The 19,651-nt window shown below is 63.4% G+C and carries 20 protein-coding genes and 1 pseudogene; 13 read left to right on the top strand and 8 right to left on the bottom strand.

Features of this window, described 5'->3' with window-relative positions; genetic code table 11:
* Nucleotides 1–58 precede the first annotated feature (58 nt).
* A complete protein-coding gene (ggt, locus tag AC1DZ8_RS01085) occupies nucleotides 59–1,798 on the top strand; it encodes a gamma-glutamyltransferase (protein WP_477400266.1) in 1,740 nt (579 codons plus the stop codon).
* 22 nt (nucleotides 1,799–1,820) lie between these two features.
* Here ggt and AC1DZ8_RS01080 read toward each other — a convergent pair whose 3' ends face one another.
* From AC1DZ8_RS01080 to AC1DZ8_RS01070, 3 genes are all read right to left on the bottom strand, one after another.
* A complete protein-coding gene (locus tag AC1DZ8_RS01080) occupies nucleotides 1,821–2,165 on the bottom strand; it encodes a hypothetical protein (protein WP_477400265.1) in 345 nt (114 codons plus the stop codon).
* A gap of 171 nt (nucleotides 2,166–2,336) precedes the next feature.
* Complete coding sequence (locus tag AC1DZ8_RS01075) at nucleotides 2,337–3,677, bottom strand: sigma-54-dependent transcriptional regulator (RefSeq protein ID WP_477306797.1); 1,341 nt, start codon at nucleotides 3,675–3,677, stop codon at nucleotides 2,337–2,339.
* Entirely contained in the window at nucleotides 3,677–5,536 is a 1,860-nt protein-coding gene (locus tag AC1DZ8_RS01070) for a sensor histidine kinase (RefSeq protein WP_477306795.1), read from the bottom strand. Before AC1DZ8_RS01070 ends, AC1DZ8_RS01075 begins: the two co-directional genes overlap by 1 nt.
* A gap of 240 nt (nucleotides 5,537–5,776) precedes the next feature.
* Here AC1DZ8_RS01070 and AC1DZ8_RS01065 point away from each other — a divergent pair, with 240 nt between their 5' ends.
* Complete coding sequence (locus tag AC1DZ8_RS01065; protein WP_477306793.1) at nucleotides 5,777–7,111, top strand: dicarboxylate/amino acid:cation symporter; 1,335 nt, start codon at nucleotides 5,777–5,779, stop codon at nucleotides 7,109–7,111.
* A gap of 145 nt (nucleotides 7,112–7,256) precedes the next feature.
* Nucleotides 7,257–7,838 (top strand): histidine phosphatase family protein, encoded by a 582-nt coding sequence (locus tag AC1DZ8_RS01060; RefSeq protein ID WP_477306791.1) that lies wholly within the window; start codon nucleotides 7,257–7,259, stop codon nucleotides 7,836–7,838.
* Nucleotides 7,839–8,010: 172 nt separating this feature from the next.
* Here the strand turns inward: AC1DZ8_RS01060 and AC1DZ8_RS01055 are convergent, their stop codons facing one another.
* Nucleotides 8,011–8,775: a pseudouridine synthase gene (locus tag AC1DZ8_RS01055; RefSeq protein ID WP_477306789.1), complete on the bottom strand. Its 765-nt coding sequence runs from the start codon at nucleotides 8,773–8,775 to the stop codon at nucleotides 8,011–8,013.
* A gap of 35 nt (nucleotides 8,776–8,810) precedes the next feature.
* Between AC1DZ8_RS01055 and AC1DZ8_RS01050 the strand changes: the two genes are divergently transcribed.
* On the top strand, nucleotides 8,811–9,080 hold the full coding sequence (locus tag AC1DZ8_RS01050) for a hypothetical protein (protein WP_477306787.1): 270 nt from the start codon (nucleotides 8,811–8,813) through the stop codon (nucleotides 9,078–9,080).
* Nucleotides 9,081–9,134: 54 nt separating this feature from the next.
* Here AC1DZ8_RS01050 and AC1DZ8_RS01045 read toward each other — a convergent pair whose 3' ends face one another.
* Nucleotides 9,135–9,593 carry a hypothetical protein gene (locus tag AC1DZ8_RS01045; RefSeq protein ID WP_477306785.1) on the bottom strand — a complete coding sequence of 153 codons (459 nt, stop codon included), beginning with the start codon at nucleotides 9,591–9,593 and terminating at the stop codon, nucleotides 9,135–9,137.
* Between the two features lie 169 nt (nucleotides 9,594–9,762).
* Here AC1DZ8_RS01045 and AC1DZ8_RS01040 point away from each other — a divergent pair, with 169 nt between their 5' ends.
* The 5 genes from AC1DZ8_RS01040 to AC1DZ8_RS01020 all read left to right on the top strand — a co-directional run bounded on the left by AC1DZ8_RS01040 (nucleotide 9,763) and on the right by AC1DZ8_RS01020 (nucleotide 13,659).
* Nucleotides 9,763–10,026 carry a DUF982 domain-containing protein gene (locus tag AC1DZ8_RS01040; protein WP_477306783.1) on the top strand — a complete coding sequence of 88 codons (264 nt, stop codon included), beginning with the start codon at nucleotides 9,763–9,765 and terminating at the stop codon, nucleotides 10,024–10,026.
* A 64-nt stretch (nucleotides 10,027–10,090) separates the two neighbouring features.
* Nucleotides 10,091–10,690 (top strand): SOS response-associated peptidase, encoded by a 600-nt coding sequence (locus AC1DZ8_RS01035; RefSeq protein ID WP_477306876.1) that lies wholly within the window; start codon nucleotides 10,091–10,093, stop codon nucleotides 10,688–10,690.
* Nucleotides 10,691–10,929: 239 nt separating this feature from the next.
* Entirely contained in the window at nucleotides 10,930–12,015 is a 1,086-nt protein-coding gene (locus AC1DZ8_RS01030; protein ID WP_477306781.1) for a DUF3616 domain-containing protein, read from the top strand.
* A 441-nt stretch (nucleotides 12,016–12,456) separates the two neighbouring features.
* Nucleotides 12,457–13,251, top strand: a complete 795-nt coding sequence (locus tag AC1DZ8_RS01025; protein WP_477306779.1) for a hypothetical protein — start codon at nucleotides 12,457–12,459, stop codon at nucleotides 13,249–13,251.
* A gap of 123 nt (nucleotides 13,252–13,374) precedes the next feature.
* A complete protein-coding gene (locus AC1DZ8_RS01020; RefSeq protein WP_477306777.1) occupies nucleotides 13,375–13,659 on the top strand; it encodes a hypothetical protein in 285 nt (94 codons plus the stop codon).
* A gap of 112 nt (nucleotides 13,660–13,771) precedes the next feature.
* Here AC1DZ8_RS01020 and AC1DZ8_RS01015 read toward each other — a convergent pair whose 3' ends face one another.
* Nucleotides 13,772–14,188 carry a MurR/RpiR family transcriptional regulator gene (locus AC1DZ8_RS01015; protein WP_477306775.1) on the bottom strand — a complete coding sequence of 139 codons (417 nt, stop codon included), beginning with the start codon at nucleotides 14,186–14,188 and terminating at the stop codon, nucleotides 13,772–13,774.
* Nucleotides 14,189–14,269: 81 nt separating this feature from the next.
* On the opposite strand from AC1DZ8_RS01015, the gene AC1DZ8_RS01010 reads away from it, so the two are divergent.
* Nucleotides 14,270–15,313, top strand: a complete 1,044-nt coding sequence (locus tag AC1DZ8_RS01010; protein ID WP_477306773.1) for a LacI family DNA-binding transcriptional regulator — start codon at nucleotides 14,270–14,272, stop codon at nucleotides 15,311–15,313.
* 15 nt (nucleotides 15,314–15,328) lie between these two features.
* On the opposite strand, the gene AC1DZ8_RS01005 is transcribed toward AC1DZ8_RS01010, so the two are convergent.
* Both AC1DZ8_RS01005 and AC1DZ8_RS01000 read right to left on the bottom strand, forming a co-directional pair.
* Nucleotides 15,329–16,360 carry an L-idonate 5-dehydrogenase gene (locus AC1DZ8_RS01005; protein WP_477306771.1) on the bottom strand — a complete coding sequence of 344 codons (1,032 nt, stop codon included), beginning with the start codon at nucleotides 16,358–16,360 and terminating at the stop codon, nucleotides 15,329–15,331.
* A 15-nt stretch (nucleotides 16,361–16,375) separates the two neighbouring features.
* A complete protein-coding gene (locus tag AC1DZ8_RS01000) occupies nucleotides 16,376–17,296 on the bottom strand; it encodes a 2-hydroxyacid dehydrogenase (RefSeq protein ID WP_477306874.1) in 921 nt (306 codons plus the stop codon).
* A 143-nt stretch (nucleotides 17,297–17,439) separates the two neighbouring features.
* Between AC1DZ8_RS01000 and AC1DZ8_RS00995 the strand changes: the two genes are divergently transcribed.
* The 3 genes and pseudogenes from AC1DZ8_RS00995 to AC1DZ8_RS00985 all read left to right on the top strand — a co-directional run bounded on the left by AC1DZ8_RS00995 (nucleotide 17,440) and on the right by AC1DZ8_RS00985 (nucleotide 19,634).
* A complete protein-coding gene (locus tag AC1DZ8_RS00995; protein ID WP_477306769.1) occupies nucleotides 17,440–18,207 on the top strand; it encodes an SDR family oxidoreductase in 768 nt (255 codons plus the stop codon).
* A pseudogene (locus AC1DZ8_RS00990) lies at nucleotides 18,182–18,753 on the top strand (gluconokinase). Before AC1DZ8_RS00995 ends, AC1DZ8_RS00990 begins: the two are co-directional and overlap by 26 nt.
* Nucleotides 18,750–19,634 (top strand): NAD(P)-dependent oxidoreductase, encoded by an 885-nt coding sequence (locus AC1DZ8_RS00985; RefSeq protein WP_477306767.1) that lies wholly within the window; start codon nucleotides 18,750–18,752, stop codon nucleotides 19,632–19,634. The pseudogene AC1DZ8_RS00990 and the gene AC1DZ8_RS00985 overlap by 4 nt, the downstream one beginning before the upstream one ends.
* The last annotated feature ends 17 nt before the right edge of the window (nucleotides 19,635–19,651 follow it).

Genomic DNA, 19,651 nt, shown 5'->3' with positions numbered 1-19,651 from the left:
GTGGACTTGGCAGCTTTGAGGGTCTTTCCTAGGCGCACCCAACGCCAGGAGCACCGCCATGCCCTTGACCCGCCGGACGCTGATTGGCGTCACCCTTTCGCTCGCGCTTGCGTTCACACCATCCGCCACCGTCTTCGCCGCTTCTCCGCAACCCGTAAAGGGCGAGCACGGTATGGTGGTCACCGCCCAGCATCTCGCGTCGGAAGTCGGCGTCGAGGTGCTGAAGAAGGGCGGCAATGCTGTCGATGCGGCGGTCGCCGTGGGCTATGCGCTCGCGGTCCTCTACCCCAATGCCGGCAATATCGGCGGCGGCGGCTTCATGACCATCCGCTTCAAGGACGGCAAATCGACCTTCCTCGACTTTCGCGAGCGCGCGCCGCTGGCGGCAACCAAGACCATGTATCTCGACAAGGACGGCAAGCCGGTGAAGGGCGCCAGCCTCGATGGCTATCTCGCGGTCGGCGTGCCGGGTTCCGTGGCAGGTTTCGAGATGGCGCGCGAAAAATACGGCACGCTGCCACGCCAGGATTTGATGGCGCCGGCAATTGCCTATGCCAAGGATGGCTTCATTCTCGACCAGGGCGACGCTGCTTCATTCGCAAGCAATGCCGCTAGGCTGGCGAAGGACCCTGCCGCGGCCGCCATCTTCCTGAAGCCCGACGGCAAGCCCTATGGCGCCGGCGAGCGTCTCCTCCAGCCCGACCTTGCAGCCTCGCTCGCCGCCATTTCCGAAAAAGGAACTGAAGCCTTCTACAAAGGCGCGATCACCGATGCCATCGTCAAGGCGAGCGGCGCCAAGGGCGGCATTCTGGCCAAGGCCGATTTCGAGCAGTACGCCGTGCGCGAACTGAAGCCGGTGACCTGCACCTATCGCGGCTACGAGATCACATCCTCGCCGCCGCCGAGCTCCGGCGGCGTCATCATCTGCGAAATCCTCAATGTGCTGGAGGGCTATCCGCTGTCCTATCTCGGTGCTGGTTCGGCGGAGACGGTGCAGGTCATGGTTGAGGCGATGCGCCATGCCTATGTCGACCGCAACTCGGCCCTTGGCGATCCCGATTTCGTCGACAACCCGGTCTCGAAACTGCTCGACAAGGCCTACGCCAAGGACATCCGCGACAAGATCGACCCATTTCGCGCCGGCGTCTCGCAGGACCTGATGCCGAAGGGCTTTGGCGAGTCGAAGGAGACGACGCACTATTCGATCATCGACAATGACGGCAACGCGGTCGCAGTCACCTACACGCTGAACGGCTCGTTCGGCGCCGGCGTGGTCGCCGACGGCACCGGCATCCTGCTCAACAACGAGATGGACGATTTTACCCAGAAGCCCGGCGTGCCCAACCTCTATGGGCTTGTCCAGGGCGAGGCCAATGCGATCCAGCCGAAGAAGACGCCGCTGTCATCGATGAGCCCGACCATCGTGGCCAAGGACGGCAAGCCGTTCATGGTCATCGGCAGCCCCGGCGGCTCGCGCATCATCACCATCACGCTGGAAGCCATCGTCAACGTCATAGACCATGGCATGAACATCCAGGAGGCGATCGACGCGCCGCGCATCCACCACCAATGGCTGCCCGATACCGTCTATGTCGAACCGTTCGGCCTGTCGCCGGACACCGAAAAACTGCTGGCCGGCATGGGCTACCACCTCGATCTCGCTGATTCGACCTGGGGCCAGGCGGCAGGCATCCTGGTCGGCGGCAAGAGCCTGGCGGAAATCGAGAAGGGCGGCGGCGCCCGCTACAACGGCGCCATCGACAGCCGCGCCGCATCCGGCGAGGCTCTAGGATACTAGATCGTGATCAAACAAAGATCGATCAAAGGACAAGTGTGAGGGTAGATCCCACCAGCATCAGCGCCGCGATGCCAACGAACAGCGCGTAGATGCGCGGCCGATCGAGCAGCAGCGCATTGCCCGATATCCAGGCGGCGGTGGCGCCGCCAAGCGCGAACAGGAAGCCATTGCGGTGACCAAACGTCATCGCCGCGGCCATCAGCCCGCCGATGATCAGCGCACCGAAGACGATAATCACGGCGACGGCGTATTTCTCAAAATCATTGCCGCCGCCCATGCTGGGGCCGATCGCGTTCAAATTCGGTAGATCGTCCGGATCGAACGAATTGGTCGACCCATATTCATCTTGACCGACAGGTTCTCGCATCACTCATTCTCCGCTGACCGGCAACAAATCATCAACATCTGCCGAGCGCAACCGGATCGCGCCTTGCTGAAGGCGGCCGATGCGGTGTTCAACACCTTCTGATGCCGACTTGCCACGGTTTTTTCGAAGAGGGTCGCAAAATCCGCCACGCTTCGGGTTCACACCCCTGATTTACCTCGAAAAATCGCTGCGCACGATGCCGTGCCGCTGCAGCTTGTCGTAGAAGGTCTTGCGCGGGATGCCGAGCGCCTCGATCGTGCGCCGAACATCGCCGTCATTGCGGCCAAGTGTCTCGCGGATCACATCGGCCTCATAGCGTTCCAGCCGTTCCGGCAGCGAGCTGGCGTCATCCGACTCCACCGCGGCGGATGGCGACGCATGACCCACCTCCTCAAGTCCGAGCACGAAACGCTCGGCGAAATGCGCGAGTTCGCGGACATTGCCCGGCCAGTCATGCTGGCTGAGATAGCGGTGCACCGAAGCAGGCACGGCCGGCATTTGACGGCGGAAGCGGGCGGCGGCGCGCTCGGCGAAGTAGAAGAACAAAAGCGCCACGTCGTCGCGGCGTTCGCGCAGCGGCGGGATCGAGATCGTCACCACGTTGAGCCGGTAATAGAGGTCCTCGCGGAAGGCGCCGCGCTGGGCGGGATCGCCGAGATCGACCTTGGCGGCGGCGACGACGCGCAGATCGACCGGCCGGATTTCGTTGGTGCCGAGTGGCGTCACCTCGCGCATTTCCAGTACCCTGAGCATCTGCACCTGGGTCGAGGCCGGCATGCTTTCGATTTCGTCGAGGAACAAAGTGCCGCCGCTCGCATGCTCGATACGGCCAATGCGCTTCTTCTGCGCGCCGGTGAAGGCGCCGGCCTCGTGGCCGAACAATTCACTCTCGATCACCGTATCCGGCAGCGTGCCGCAATTCAGCGCCACGAAATTGCCTTTGGCGCGCCGGCTCCAGCGATGCAGCAGGCTGGCCACCACCTCCTTGCCCGAGCCGGTCTCGCCGGTCACCAGCACGTCGACATCGGTGTCGGCGATTTGCCGCAGTGTCCGGCGCAGCCGCTCAATGGCCGGCGTCTGGCCGATCAGCGGCAGCCCGTCCTGCGCCTGTTCGGCGCCTTCGCGCAAGGCCCGGTTCTCCATCACCAGTCGGCGCTTTTCCGCCGCCCGCGCCACACTTTGCGCCAGCCGGTCGGCGGCGAAAGGCTTGGTGATGAAATCGTAGGCGCCATCCTTGATCGCCTTGACCGCAACCGCGATGTCGCCATGCCCGGTGACCAGGATGACCGGAATATCGGGATCGAGCTGCAAGACGCGGTCGAAGAGTTGCAGACCGTCAATGCCGGGCATGCGGATGTCGGACACCACCACGCCGGGAAAATTGGTGTCGAGCTCGGCCAGCGCCTCGGCGGCAGTCGCAAAGGCCGACACCGAAAAACCGGCCAGTTCCAGCGTCTGCCGCGTGGCTCTCAACAATTCGCTATCGTCGTCGATCAGGATGACCGTGTCCATCATTGAGCCTTGGCGAGGTGAACGGTGAAACGCGTGCCGTCTCTGCCGCTCGCCACCTCGATGCGTCCACCATAATCGGCGACGATGTCCTGCGAGATGACGAGACCGAGGCCGAGGCCTTTTTCCTTCGAGGTGTTGAACGGCGTGAACAATGACTTGAGGATAGCTGGCGAAATGCCTGGTCCATTGTCGGCGACGCGGAGCGCCACGCCGTCCGCCGTCTCCTCCGCCGACACCTGCACCTTGGCGTCGTCACGGCCGTCCAGCGCCTCCAGCGCATTCTGGAAAAGATTGATCAGCACCTGCTCGAGCCGCAGCCGGTTGCCCATCACCTTGAGCGCCGGCGGCGGCAGGGTGATGTCAAGGGCGTCCAGCCGGCCGGCAAAGCGGCTCCTGAGCAGCACCACGGCGCCCTCGATGACGCCGCGCAATTCGACCGGTTCGGCTGCCGTGCGTCCCTTGCGGGCAAAGACCTTCAACTCCTCGGTGATGCCGCCGATACGCTCCGTCAGCGCGGCAATCGCGCCAAGGTTTTCTTCGGCCGAGGCGGTTTGCTTGCGCTCCAGGAACACACGCGCATTGTCGGCATAGGCGCGGATCGTCGCCACCGGCTGGTTGATCTCATGCGCGACGCCGGCGGCAACCTGGCCGAGGGTGGCAAGACGGTTCGCCTGCACCAGTTCCTGCTGCATGACCTGCAGCTTGGCCTCGGTGCTGCGGTGATCGGTGATCTCGGCCTCCAGCCGGTCGCGCGCCAGGCTCAAATCATGAGTTCGTTCGACGACTCGGCGTTCGAGTTCGATGCGCGCCGCCTGTTCGGCGGCAATGCGCATCTGCGCCGATTGCCGCCGCCACAGGAGATAGCCGGCCAGCGCCAGCAGCGGCACCATCACGCCAAGCGCCAAGAGCCGCATTTCACGCACCGCGGCCGCGATCGGCGCTTCGGCCGGGACGAGATAGTCGAGCCGCCATGGCGTCGATTGGACCAGTGTCGAAAGCCTCAGATATTCGGCATCACTGCCGCCAGGCGTTATCGCGTGGACCATCGATATGTCAGGACTCAATGCCTCGGGGCGGGTGATCGGCAACGGGATCAGCGGCGCGTTGCCGAATTGCTGGCTGCTCCGGATGGCGGCAGCCAAGGGGCCGGCCAGCGGCGCGGTGGTCATGAAGCGCCAGGACGGCACGCTGGTGATCAGCACGACGCCATGGTCGTCGCTGACATAGGCCGGGCGGTTGGCCTCGTGCCAGTCGGCCTCTAGCTGGTCGAACTCCATCTTGACGACGACGACGCCGAGCGGTGCGGCCGCATTGCCGACACGCCGCGAAATGTAGAGGCCTGGGCGCTTGCTGGTGTTGCCGAGGGCGAAATACTCGGCGGTCCCGGATTGCATGGCGCCGGAGAAATAGGCACGGAAGCCATAGTCGTTGCCGACGAAGCTGGTTGCCTCGCGCCAGTTGCTGGAAGCGATTGCGAACCCGTCGACGCCGGTGACGTAAAGCACGGAAGCCTTGGTGCCGGAGACCAGCCCCTCGAGTTTGCGGTTGAGCACGTCGATTGCGACTGCGCCTTTGTTCTGCAGGGCGTCATGGACCTGCTGGTCCTCCGACAAAAGCAGCGGCAGCGCCCGCGGGCTTTCCAGAACCGCGCGCAGCAGCGCCACCTTCAGATTGGCATCGGTGCGGCCTTGTGCCGCCAGCGTTGCGACCTCGGCACGGCGCGCATAGAGGCCGGCGCCGGTGAGCGCCGTCGCCACGATCACGAGCGCTATTGTCGCAAACAGCAGCCAGGCACGGCGCGCACGTTTGCCGAGTTGCTCGGGCGTCGGCGACAGGACCGCGGGAGGACGTTGCAGCATCGCCTATTTGTGCATGATTTCGCACAAAGCACAATTCGCTCATGCGGATGTCCGCACTTCCGCTCAGACGCTGTCGAGCTTAGTGTCGAAAAATAGTCAACAAAATCAATGGTGGTGGGCTTGTCGCTCAGTCTGGCACGGCAGTTGCAATGACCTGCCCAGCAGTCGCGAGGCTGCTGGAGGTCAAAACAACTTGCCCCGGGAGGTCGAGCTTTCGATCGGGGCGCCATGGAGGACGTCATGCAGCCAGCATTCGCTGCCGCCGAACCGCGCGGCAAGGTACCCTTTTACCGGCATCTCTACGTGCAGGTTCTGACGGCGATCGCCGCCGGCGTGCTGCTCGGCCATTTCTATCCCGAGCTAGGTGCTTCGCTGAAGCCGCTCGGCGATGCCTTCATCAAGCTGGTCAAGATGGTGATCGCGCCGGTCATCTTCCTGACGGTGACGACCGGCATTGCCGGGGTCTCCGACCTGAAAAAGGTCGGCCGCGTCGCCGGCAAGGCGATGATCTATTTCCTGGTGTTCTCGACCCTGGCGCTGATTGTCGGCCTGGTCGTTTCCAACGTCGTCCAGCCGGGCGCGGGCATGCACATCAATGCCGCGACGCTCGACCCGTCGAAGGTCGCGACCTTCACCGAGAAGGCGCATGACACCACCATCGTCGGCTTCCTCCTCAACATCATCCCCGACACCATCACCGGCGCTTTCGCGCAAGGCGACATCCTGCAGGTGCTGTTCTTCTCGGTGCTGTTCGGCATTTCGCTCGCCCTGGTCGGCGAGCGTGGCCGCCCGGTCGTCGATTTCCTGCAGGCGCTGACCTCGCCGATCTTCCGCCTGGTCGCCATTCTGATGAAGGCCGCCCCCATCGGCGCTTTCGGCGCCATGGCCTTCACCGTCGGCAAATACGGCATCGGCGCCATCGCCAACCTCGCCTTTCTGATCGGCACTTTCTACCTGACGTCGCTGCTCTTCGTGCTGGTCGTCCTTGGCGCTGTCGCCTGGTACAACGGCTTCTCGATCCTCGCTTTGATCCGCTACATCAAGGAAGAGCTGCTGCTCGTGCTCGGCACCTCGTCTTCGGAAGCGGCCTTGCCCGGCCTGATGGCCAAGATGGAGCGCGCCGGCTGCAACCGTTCGGTGGTCGGCCTGGTCATCCCGACCGGCTATTCTTTCAACCTCGACGGCACCAACATCTACATGACGCTGGCTGCCCTGTTCATCGCCCAGGCGACCGACACGCCGCTCACCTATGGCGACCAGATCCTGTTGCTGGCTGTCGCCATGCTGAGCTCCAAGGGTGCCGCCGGCATCACCGGCGCCGGCTTCATCACGCTGGCGGCGACGCTCTCGGTGGTGCCTACGGTGCCGGTCGCCGGCATGGCGCTGATCCTCGGCGTCGACCGCTTCATGTCGGAATGCCGGGCGCTCACCAACTTCGTCGGCAATGCGGTGGCGACCATCGTCGTTGCCCGCTGGGAAGGTGAGCTTGACCAGACCAAGTTCGCCGCCGCCATGGCCGGCACATTGTCCGAGGAAGCTGACCTCGCCCTGTCGGGCGACCTCCTGGCCGCCTGATCTCCCAAGGCGTTCGACCTCAAGGCCGCAGCCGGTTCGCCGGTTGCGGCCTTGTTTCGTCACAGCTGGTGCTCGGCGCGACTGGTGCAGGCTACGCCTTCCCGGCTAGGGTGTGGGTGTTTCTCCAAACCTGAAAGGCCGGTGCATGAGCAGTCCGTATCCCGAAATCTATCTGGTCCGTCACGGCGAGACCGAATGGAGCGCGTCGGGAAAACACACCGGCCGCACCGACATACCGTTGACCCCGAAGGGCGAGGCCGCCGCCCGCGGCGTCGCCGACCGGCTCAAGGGCCTGTCCTTCAAGGCTGTATGGTCGAGCCCGTCGCAGCGCGCCTTCAACACCTGCACGCTGGCCGGCTTCGGCGCTTCCGCCATGAAGAAGGACGACCTGCAGGAATGGGACTACGGCACCTATGAGGGCGTGAAGACCAAAGAGATTCTGGCCGAACGCCCCGGCTGGCAATTGTTCCGCGACGGCTGTCCCGGCGGCGAGGCTGCGGCGAATGTCGGCGCCAGGGCCGATACGATCATCGCCGGGCTGCGCGCCATCGAGGGCAACGTGCTGGTGTTTTCGAGCTCGCATTTCCTGCGTGTGCTGGCAGCGCGCTGGCTCGGCCTGCCGCCCGAAGGCGGCGCGCACTTCGTGCTCGACACCGCCAGCATCAGCATCCTCGGCTACGAACACGATTTGACTGAGCCGGTCCTGCGCAGGTGGAACCAGAAGTAGCTTTCTTCTTTCCGGCAGAGCCAAAGCCCCCTCATCCGACCGCTTCGCGGCCACCTTCTCCCGAGGGGAGAAGAGATCGCCAACGCTGGTGCCAGCCTCCTCTCCCCGCGGGGAGAGGTCGGATTGCCCCGAATTGCCCTTCGCAATTCGGTTGGCAATCCGGGTGAGGGGGCTAACGCACGCTCGTAGTCGTAAGCACAGCCAACTCCTCACCCGTCAAATGCCGCGCCTTGCCCTTGGCGAGTTCACCCAGCAGCAAGCCGCCGATCGCTACCCGAACCAGCCTCAGCACCTCGATATCGAAGGCGCCGAGCAGGCGGCGGATCTGGCGGTTGCGGCCCTCATCGAGCACGATCTCCAGCCAGGCTGTGCGGCCGCCGCTGCGCAGCATGTCGATCGAGCTTGCTGTCAGCAACTCGCCATCGACGACCGCGCCTTCGCGAAACCGCGCCAGCATCGCCTCATCGGGCGCAGCACCGATCTGCACGTGATAGGTCTTGGCGACATGCGAAGCCGGATCGAGCAGGCCATTCGCCCAGCGCGTGTCGTTGGTCATCAACAGCAGGCCTTCGCTGGCCTTGTCGAGACGCCCGACCGGTGACACGAAAGGCAGGTCGAGCCCGGTGAGGCAGTCATAGACGGTGCCGCGATCTTGCGGGTCGTCGCGGGTGGTGACCAGACCGCGCGGCTTGTTGATCATCAGGTAGACCTTGGCCTCGGCAACGACATTCTCGCCATCGACGCTGATGCGATCACGGTTGAGGTCGACGCGCAGCGACGGATCGCGCGCCACCTGGCCGCCGACACGCACGCGCCCCTCGGCGATCAACCGTTCGGCCTGCTTGCGCGAACACAGGCCAAGCTTGGAAAGCGCCCGGTTCAGGCTGACGCCTGCTCCCGGGGCCGGTTGTCGGGCATTGTTGGGCGACTGCGCCATAATCCTTTTTGCATCACAATGAGCGGCAGCGACAGATGCCACGCGGCGCGATGGTGGCGCAACATGCCGCTGCACAAACCAAGGGTTCGCCGGAGCGAAAGGTCAAAAGCGATGTGTCCGGGCGTCCGGCTCACCGGCCCGTCATGGAACGCGGCTTCGCGAAGGACGTTGTTGCCGGCGAGCGATCTGTCGCGAAAGGCACCGCCATGAAGAAAATCTATGAAAGACCGACGCTCGTGAAGCAAGGCAGGCTCACCAGCGTGACGGCCCAGATCGTCGCCTCCGGGATCATTCTGGGGCAGTAGCCCCAGAGCAATTCCAGTGAGCGGTTTTCGTGACGGCATCCCTGAGTGCGCAGCCTATGCGGCACGCACCGATTGCGCTGCCCGGTCCGGCGGCAATTCGAACACAGTGGCGCCGTTCTCCTGGCCGCTTTCGACATAACCGATGACGCGGAACCATTTGGCGACGTCGGCCCGCTGCAGCCAGCTGCGCGAGTGGATGGGAAGGTTGCCGGCGAGCGCCTGGATGTGGCGGATGTGATGACGACAGAAGCGGACCGTCGCGGCGCTGAAAAAACCATCCTGCGCGGCAAACAGCGTGTCGGCGGCGTCGCTGTTCTCATGCCAGGCGATGATCGCCACCGTCTTGTCGCCCTCGACCAGCGCGTGCGCGCGGCCTTCCTTCAAATTCATCATCAGATTGTCGTAGGCGGCCTTGCTGTCCTTGCCGGCCGCCACATACTCGTCCGACATCCGCCTGGACAAATCCCGGAAAACACCTTCGAGATCGCCGATCGTAGCTGCGCGTGCTCTCATTTCTCCTCCTGCAGCCCCGACAGGCAGTTTGCCCTAAGAAGAGGGGATCACCAAGCAAATCAAATCCGCCAAACGGCCGATGCGCGCAAAGTGATTTCGGCCCGCGGGACCCGGTGGAACCGAACTGGCTCCCCCGAATTGACTCGAGGTCACGTTCGGGAGGAAAAGCATGCAAGACCAGCATTTCGATGAGCCGGTTCGCGTCGCGTTCGGCAGGTCCAAAAACACCATCTACAAGGTGGAGCGTGTCGCCCAGGCCGCCGACATCCTCATGAACCGCTGGCCCGTGAAGACCGGCCGGTACCACGTCGCCGCCCGCAAAGCCTGCCTTGGCGCTCTCGAAGGCCTGAAAGAGGCGCACTATGCCCGCGCGGCCTTCGTCAATGCGGCGATCGAGGCCGATATCCTGGTTGAGCGCGACCGTCAGGGTTGAGCGCCCACCACTTTTCATCGCCTCTTCGTTTGCCGTAGACTGCCCGCCCGGCCTGGAGCCTTCCATGTGCAACGATTATGAGCAGCATATCCTCTGGGCTGAATATTGCCGGATGCTGGAGTCGCTGGCGCTCGAGATTCCGACCCACGAGACCGAACTTGACCTGCCGCAGGCAGACGACATCCACATCAATGATCCGGCCCCGATCATGCGCGCCGCCGGCGGCACCGGCGTTGTTGAACTCACGTCGATGACGTTCGGATTTCCACCGGCCGGACCAAAAGGCGGACCAGTGTTCAACTTCCGCTCCGAAGGCCGGCAATTCGCAAGCAGCAAACGCTGCCTCGTTCCGGCGTCCGCCTTCTTCGAGTTCACCGGCACCAAATATCCGAAGGCGAAGCATCGCTTCACCCTCAACGGCTCTCCGTTCATGGCCATCGCAGGGCTTTGGCGTGAAGCCGTCGGCAACAGGCCGCCAACCTTCACCATGCTGACGACCGAGCCTGGACCCGATATCGCGCCCTACCACAATCGCCAGGTGGTCGTGCTTCAGCCCGAGAACTGGTCCGCCTGGCTCAATTTGACGAAGTCCGAAGCCGAGTTGTTGCAGCCGCTGCCCGCAGGCTCGCTGGGCGTGGAGACAGTGCGCGCCGAAAGTTCCTGATTCAGTTGCGCAGTCGCACCGGAATATTCCACGGCCCAAGACCGGGAGCGCTCAACAACGAGGCATTATTGCTTCAACTCAGTAAGCGTTGCCATAGTGCCAAATTGTTTTCAAAAATTATGGTCCGCATCACAAAAAACGTTCCCCTGCCCTAAGGTTGAGTGACTGGCGGCCGCTGGTTGGTGACAATCGCGTCAGAGTTGTTCACAATAGAGAGACAAGCAGATGGACTGAGCGCCATGGCATGGTCGATTGAATCCCGCAAACTCAGCACCGCATTTGTGGCGGCTTGTTTGTCGCTCGGCTGGACCGGATCAGCACTTGCGCAGGCGCCGCAATCCTGGACCATCCAGGGCAAGCTGACAGGCAAGCCGAAAAATCTCGAGGGATCGGAGAGCAAGAATTCCAAGGATGTGAGCGGCATCGCCTGCGCGACGGAAAGTGGCTTCCCGCGGCTTTGCCTCATTGCCGATGACGAGACGCAAGGGGCACAGATCGTAATCCTGGAGGACGGCAAGCTGATCGCCGGGGATTTCGTGCGGCTGATCGACGACCGTTTCGCCGGCAAGCCTCTCGAACTGGACGCCGAGGGCGTGGCCTTCGCCGGCGGAGCCTTCTATGTCATAGGTTCGCATGGCCGGCCGCGCCATGAATCCGGCGTCGACGCCGCCGCCAAGGTCGAGGCGAGGGCCAAGGCGAGCAGTGAGATTTTCCGCATTCGCTTTGCGCCCGATTCGGTCGACATGACGACCGGCAAGCTCATGGCCGAGCCGGAAAAGACGCGATCGACGGAACTGCCGGCAATCGTGCGCGCCCAGCCCGAGCTTGCGCCCTTCGCCGAAAGCCCGCTTGAGGAAAACGGCCTCACCATAGAGGGCGTGGCGGTGCGCGACGGCGCCCTTTTGGCGGGACTGCGCGGGCCGGTTCTGGAGGGCAACCGGGCCGTCATCCTGTCGGCGCCGCTCGGCATACTGTTCGATCACGGGGCGGGCGACGCGACCCTGCTGAAGCTGGAACTCGGAGTCGACGGCGAGGGACATGCGCGCGGCGTGCGCGATCTTCTCGCCTATCAGGGAAAGCTGCTCGTGCTCGCCGGTCCCGTCAACGACCCGCCCGAAGGCCAGCCCATCAAGCTCGGCGACTACTCAGTGTTCTCCTATGGCGATCAGGCCGACAAGCTTCTCGATCTCGAAGGCTATGGTGCCGAGATCAAGCCGGAAGCGCTGCTGTCGCTCGGCGAGGCCGATGGCAGGCTGCGCGCGCTTCTGCTGTTCGATGGGCCGGCCGGCGGTCAGCCGACGCCGATCGAGTTCGGACTGAAATAGCCGGCGCAAATCGGCGCGGCGGCGTTCGGATGGCTGCAGGCGGAGTTCAACTCACTGGCGGCGCTGACACCGCGATGTGCAGCGCGGAGGCATTGCTCAGCTAGGGTGATGGTGCCCAGAGGCGGATTCGAACCACCGACACGCGGATTTTCAGTCAAACGTTGAGCAGCCAAAATCAAGGACTTGCGCGGAAACTTCCGTCAAACCCGGCTCTGGATATCAATCACTTAGCTCTCATTTGTCAAACTTGCCGGTCGGCGGAACGACCGGCGTTTGCCACCAGTCGAGCGCCGCAATCAACATCGCCGCCGCGTGGTATCGCGCCAACGTCGCGACCTGCGAACATCCAATCATTCCCGCTCTGCGGCATCGCTTCGGCCTGACACCGCTGCAGGCGATCGCCGTGTTGCGTGAGGCCGCACGGGCATGAGCATCAACTGCATGATCAAGGTGATCCAGCGCGCGCCGGTCGCGGGGAGCAAGTTCACCTGCATGCTCGTCATGGCCAACTGGTGCAACGACGACGGCGGCAGCCTCTATCCCTCGATGGACCTCCTTGCTGAAGCCATGCGGGTCAGCCGTTCCCAGGCAAAAAGGATCCTCCGCTCGCTCATGCCGGCGGGGCCTGCCGACGAAGCGGCCGGCAACTGGTGGTTCAAGGTCGTTGGAAACGACAAGGGCGGCGCTCCTGGCATGACGAGGCGCCACGAATTCAACGTCGCGCGGCTTGACACATTTCCGAAGCTTCCAGAGTTCGAAAAGGCTGATGCGCGGCGACAGAAAAAAGGTCTGACGGGGCGCATCCATGCACCCCCTGTCAACTATGAGACGGGGCGCACCCGTGCACCCTCACGGGGCGCACCCATGCGCCCCGATTCTTCAGAAGAATCATCAGTTGAGAAAGAGCGCGCCGTGGATCACTTCGATCAAACACTAAAGCGTTGGCCTGTGGTGGACAGCCCCAAGGCGGCTCGGAGAGCATGGGAAGCGCTGTCGCTCGACGATCGCATCGAGGCCGCGAACGAGATCGATAGGTTCGTCGCGATCAACCGGTCCGCCGGTCGAAAGCTGATCTGCAGCTTCGCCAAGTACCTCGCGGAAAGAATGTGGAGGGCGCTGCCAGAGCGCGCCACGATCCCCGCGGCCAGGGTGCAGTCATCAGCCGCGCCTACGCAGCCTACGCGGTTTCAGCGCGCAAATCCCCACCTATATCCCGAACTGTTTGGCCGCCCTTAATGTTCTGGTCTGGAACATTTGCGGTTGGGGAAAATCGACGGGTCCTCCCGCGCTCCAAACTGTATGCGGCTTGCGGATAGTGGTCGCAAGCGACTGATCTGACAGCTGTAGGCCAGAACCGGGGTGCCGCCGGGTCGGCTGCTGGTCCACAATCTGGGCTACCGATGGAAGTCCCTCTCACTGCATCTTGGCGTGCCAGAACCGGACCAGTCCTATCCCGATCGCAACAACGCCAAAGACTTCAGTCGGCTGTCGCACAGAACGAATCTGAGCATCTGCAATGGGACAGGTCGCGACGATGTTCGCGCGTCAACTTTTGACCCACAGGTGACCGTCGTCCCAACAATTTTTCAACGACGGGTTTGCGCCGCATCTTGGTCACTAAAGTTAACTGTGCCACTGCCTTAAAGCGGACATTACCGGCGACCGCGCTGGGCGTCGCGGTGCACCATTTGCCGACATCGAGGAGAGCCTCGGAAAGGCGCGTTGCCGCCAAGAGCGGACCGTCGCAAGCCGTGGATCAGCCGACCTCGATGTTCATCTCGGCGATCAGACGCTCACGCCCGGCTAGCGAGTTCAGCGCCTTGTCGCCGAGTTCCCGGGCGACAAGGTTGAGCAGCGCCTCGCAAAAAACGACATAAGCGCCCATGCTGTTCGAATAGAAGCTGCTGGCGTGAGGGATGAAAAAGGCATGCTCGGCTGGAGGAACGAGCGGTGAGGATCGGGAATCCGTGATCGCGATCACGGTCTGGCCATTCGCCGCCGCGATCCGGGCAACCTCTGCAACGCTGCGCGTATAGGGCGCACAGCTTGCGACGATGACGACGTCGCCCTGATCGAGCTGAGAAGGAAACTCGATTGTACCGCGGCTGTTGTCTTGTTGATGTGATATCGATAACATGCCTTTGCGTGAAGTTGATTCCAATGGGTGGTTCATGAGCGATGCCGGACGCCGCAGAGACCGTGTGCCGGAGCTAGGGCTTTCCTTGGGCAGACCGCAGCCGGCCGGTGGAGCGGCATGATGGCCAAGGCAGCCGCATGGAGGCCGGGCGATAGCCATACGCCGACGATGGTCGATGTGGCGCTGCGGGCCGGTGTGTCGACCATGACGGTCTCTCGCGCTCTGAAGGAAGGCGGCCGGGTTTCCAAGGCCACGCGCGAAAAGATCATGACCGCGGTCAACGACCTTGGCTACGTGCTCGACCAATCGGCCGGCAGCCTGTCCTCGCGCAAGACGGGGTTCGTCGCAGCGATCGTTCCTTCGATCAACAATTCCAACTTTGCCGACACCGCGCGCGGCATCACCGACGAACTTGAAAGCACCGGGCTGCAGCTCCTGCTCGGCTACACTGACTATACGGTCGAGAAGGAAGAGCAGCTGATCGAGGCGATGCTACGCCGGCGGCCGGAAGGCATCATCCTGACCGGTGGCGCGCATACCGACCGCGCCCGCCGCCTTCTGAAGAGTGCCGGCATTCCCGTGGTCGAAACCTGGGAGTTGCCGGCCAAGCCGATCGATCAGGTGGTTGGGTTCTCCAACGAAGAGGCGATGGGGCTGCTGGTCAAGACGCTCGCCAAAAAGGGTTACCGAAAGTTCGGTTACATCGGCGGCACGACCTCGCGCGACACGCGCGGCAGCCAGCGACGCGAAGGCTTCGTCAGGGCCATCGAGGAACTCGGCCTGCCGACCGGCCGGCTCGTTTCCTTCGGCGTGCCGCCAATATCCATCGAGCAAGGCGGCCAGGCCGTCGTCAGCATGCTGGAACGCTGGCCGGACACCGAAGCCGTGCTTTGCGTCTCGGATCTTTCGGCCTTCGGCGCGCTGATGGAATGCAAGCGCCGGGGCATGCTGGTGCCGCGGGACATCGCGATTGCCGGCTTCGGCAACTATGAGGTTGCCGCCTTTTGCCACCCCGGCATCACCACCGTGAATGTCGACTGCTACGGCATCGGGCAACAGGCAGCCCGAAGATTGATCCAGGTGATCCGCGGCGACGAGAAAAGACACGGCCAAGAAATCGTCCTGACCGGTTATCGCGTTGTCGAGCGCGAAAGCACTTGACGTTGCCGTGTCGGCTCAGAAAGCGATCTGGACCTTCATCGATTTGTTGCGGTCACTGGCGATCTCGAAAGCCGCAACCGCCTCGTCGAGAGGGTAAATGCCCGTCAGCAGCGGCTTGACATCCACCCGACGGCGATTGATCAGATCTACGGCGAGCGCGAATTCCTCGTGAAAACGGAAGCTGCCGCGCATCTCGATTTCCTTGGCTACGATCAGGTTCTGCGGAATCGACACGTCGCCGCCGAGGCCAAGCTGCATCAGCACGCCGCGCGGCTTCAGAACATCGAGGCCGGCCCGCAAGGCGCGTTCATTGCCGGACGCCTCGAACATCACGTCGAAACTGCCCTTGTCGACATTGTAGGCCGCGAGCTTTTCGCCGTCGGTCGCGACATTGATCGTGCGGTCGGCGCCGATCTCCAGGGCTTTTGCCAGCACGCCGTCCATGACATCCGTGGCGACGATTTCGCGCGCGCCGTGGGCTCTGGCGGTGAGGATGCAAAGCGCGCCGATCGGCCCGCAGCCGGTGATCAGAACGCGCTTGCCGAGCAGCGAGCCGGCGCGGTTCATGGCATGCAGCGTCACCGCAAAAGGCTCGGCGAAGGCGGCCTCGTTGATGGAGACTTGGTCGGCTATTCTGTGGCACTGCCACGCCTCGGCGACCAGGCGCTGGCGGAACGCGCCCTGGATGTGCGGCATCGGCATGGCGCTGCCGTAGAAGCGCATGTTGGGGCACTGGTTCTGCATGCCTTGAAGACAGTAACGGCAGGCATTGCAGGGGCGGCTGGGCGAGATGGCGACACGGTCGTGTATGGCGAGCGCGGAAACCCCGCCGCCCACGGCTTGCACCGTGCCGGCGACCTCATGGCCGAGGATCATCGGCTCGCGCAGGCGGATCGTACCGAAGCCGCCATGATTGTAGTAGTGCAGGTCCGAGCCGCAGATGCCGCCGGCTTCGACGGCGATTTCCACCTGTCCATCGCCAAGTACGCCCGGATCGGTCTCCTCGATCCTCAAATCTTTGGCGGCGTGGATGACGATCGACTTCATCAGGATGATCCTCTCTCAGACGACCGGCGTCAGCAAGGTCTGCCCGCCGAAATGGGCCGCGAGGTTATCGCGAACCAGCTGGCCCATGGCCTTGCGGGTCTCCACCGTGCCGCTGCCATGGTGCGGTTGCAGCACCACGTTGGACAGCTTCGCGAAGCGCTCGTCGATCTTCGGCTCGTTCCAGAACACGTCGAGTCCGGCGCCCTTGATCGCGCCGGATTCCAGCGCGGCGAGCAGCGCGGTCTCTTCGACGGTGCTGCCGCGCGCAATGTTGATCAGGATGCCGTCCGGCCCGAGCGCTGCCAGAATCTCTGCATTGACGATGTTCCGGGTGCCTTCGCCGCCGGCAAGCGTCACGATCAGGAACTCGCTCCGACGTGCCAGCTCGACCAGATCACCAATGAATTCATAAGGCAGGTCATGGTGTTTGCGGGTGCCGAAATAGGCGATCTCGCACTCGAACGCAGCCGCGCGCCGGGCCACCGCCTTGCCGATGCGGCCCATGCCGACAATGCCCAGCCTCTTGCCATAAACGCGCGTGACCAGCGGCATGTTGGCCTTGCGCCAGCTGCCATCGCGCACATAGACGTCGGCCTGCGGGATCTGGCGCGCCACGGCGAGCAGCAGCCCGATGCCGATATCGGCCACGTCCTCGGTCAGCACATCCGGCGTGTTGGTGACTCGGATGCGGTTTTCCTTCGCATAGGCAAGGTCGATGGCGTCGGTGCCCATGCCGTAACACGAGACGATTTCGAGCTTCGGCAGTTTCGCCATCAGCGCGGCACTGGCGCCAAGTTCGCCGCGCGTCGCGATGGCGCGGATGGCGCCTGCATGGCTTGATATCCACGCGTCCTTGTCGTCGGCCTGCCAAAGCTTGTGGACGCTATATTTCGCTTCGAGGTCCGCCATGTCCCAGTCCGGATAGGGGCCGGTCATCAATATGTCGGTCACGGCATCGTCTCCTCGCCAACTGCATTTTTCCCATTGACTATGTTATCGATAACATTCATGTCAATAGGCACAGGCGGCGGCGCGGTGGAAATCGTATCCGCTTCAGGGACTTTCCTCAGGAGGAGCGCATGGGCAGTTCGTTGTTCGATTTGAGCGGCATGCGGGCGCTGGTCACCGGTTCCGGGCAGGGGATCGGCCTGGCGCTGGCGGAGGGGCTGGCGCAGCACGGCGCCGAAATCGTGCTCAACGGGCGCAGCGCCGAAAAAGTCAAAGCAGCCGCGGATGCGCTGGCGGCGAAGGGGTACAAGGCCCATAGCGCCGTCTTCGACGTCACCGATCACGCCGCGGTGGCGAATGGCGTTGCCGAGATCGAGACGACGATCGGCGCCATCGACATCCTCATCAACAATGCCGGCATGCAGTTCCGCATGCCGCTCGAGGATTTTCCCGCTGGCAAATGGGACGAATTGCTGCGCACCAACATTTCCAGCGTGTTCTTTGTCGGTCAAGCGGTGGCGCGGCACATGATCCCGCGCAAGCGCGGCAAGATCATCAACATCGCTTCGGTGCAAAGCGAACTGGCGCGGACCAACATCGCGCCCTATACGGCCACGAAAGGCGCGGTGCGCAACCTGACGCGCGGCATGTGCGCCGACTGGGCCAAGCATGGATTGCAGGTCAATTCGGTCGCGCCAGGTTACTTCAAGACGCCGCTCAACCAGGCGCTGGTCGACAATCCCGAATTTTCGACCTGGCTGACCAATCGCACGCCGGCCGGGCGTTGGGGCGACGTCGGCGAACTGGTCGGTGCGGCGGTATTCCTGGCCGGACCAGCATCATCCTTTGTCAATGGACACACGCTCTATGTCGATGGCGGCATCACAACCTGCCTTTGAGGCGTCACTCATCGTCGTGATGGGTGTCAGCGGCTGCGGCAAGACCAAAGTTGGCGTCGAGATCGCCGCGCGGCTCAGCCTTGCCTTTGTCGAAGGCGATACGCTGCATCCGCGCGGCAATGTCGAAAAGATGTCGGTGGGCATCCCGCTTGCCGACGACGATCGCTGGCCCTGGCTGGACCTGGTCGGCACAGCCTTGCGCCAGGCGCGTGAGGAGGGCGCGGGCTCGTCGTCTCTTGCTCGGCGCTGAAAAAATCCTATCGCGATCGGCTTCGCCCTGCGGCGGGCGGGCCGCTGTTTTTCGTATTCCTGGAGGGGTCGCGCTCGCTGCTGCAAGCCAGGCTCGCCGCACGCCGCGACCACTTCTTCCCGCCGGCGCTGCTCGACAGTCAGTTCGCGGCGCTGGAACATCCCGGCGGCGAGAAGCTGGTGGTCACAGTGGACATAGACGCTCCGGTCGACAGCATCGCCGATGCGGCATTGCAGGGCCTGGGCGCCTTCGGGATCGCCCCCGCCAGGATCAAGGAAAGAGGCTCGTTGAGATGACGCAAGCTGCAAAAGTCGCCGTTGTCGGCGCCGGCATCATGGGATCAGCGATTGCCACCCGGTTGATCGAGGCGAAGCAGGCGGTCACCGTGTTCGATCTGGACAGGGCCAAGGTTGCTGCCCTGACCGCGAAGGGTGCGGCTGCCGCAGCTTCGGTCGCCGAGGCAACACGGGCGAGCGACTTTGTCATCCTCAGCCTCAACCATGCCGATATCGTGCGTTCGGTGGTGTTCGGCGATGCCGGTGTTGCGGCTGCGGCATCGCCTGAAAAGCTGCTGATCGACATGTCGTCGATCGACCCGGCCGACACCGCTGCGATGGCGAAGAAGCTCGCGGCCGAGACCGGCATGAAATGGCTCGACTGCCCGCTGTCGGGCGGCGTTCCCGGCGCATTGGCCGGCAGGTTGACCGTCATGGCCGGCGGCGAGACGACGGACTTCGAACAGGCGCGCACGGTGATGCAGCATCTCTGCGCCAACTACACGCTGATGGGGCCGAGCGGGGCAGGGCAGACGACCAAGCTGATCAACCAGCTGTTCTGCGCCGTGCTGTTCCAGGCCGTCGCCGAGGCCGTGAAACTTGCCGAAGCCGGCGGTGTCGATCCGAAGGCCATCCCGGCGGCGCTCAAGGGCGGACGCGCCGATTCCAGCATCATGCAGGAGTTCATGGCAAAGTTTGCCGCCCGCGATTTTTCGGCCACCGGCCGCATCGACAACATGCTCAAGGACCTGGATTCGCTGCAGGCCTTTGCGCTGAAGACCAAGACGCCGATGCCGATGACCGGGCAGGTGGTCGAGATCCACCGCCTGCTCTGCGCGGCCGGCCTGGGGCCCAGGGATTCGGCCGAAATGATGCGCCTGCTCGACGGCAAGACCAGCTAAGCAACGAGCCCTGATTT

This window comes from Mesorhizobium sp. P2_F7 (assembly GCF_056403695.1).
The sequence above is the reverse complement of the archived record's forward strand: the minus strand, read 5'-3'. Positions and strand labels throughout refer to the sequence as shown.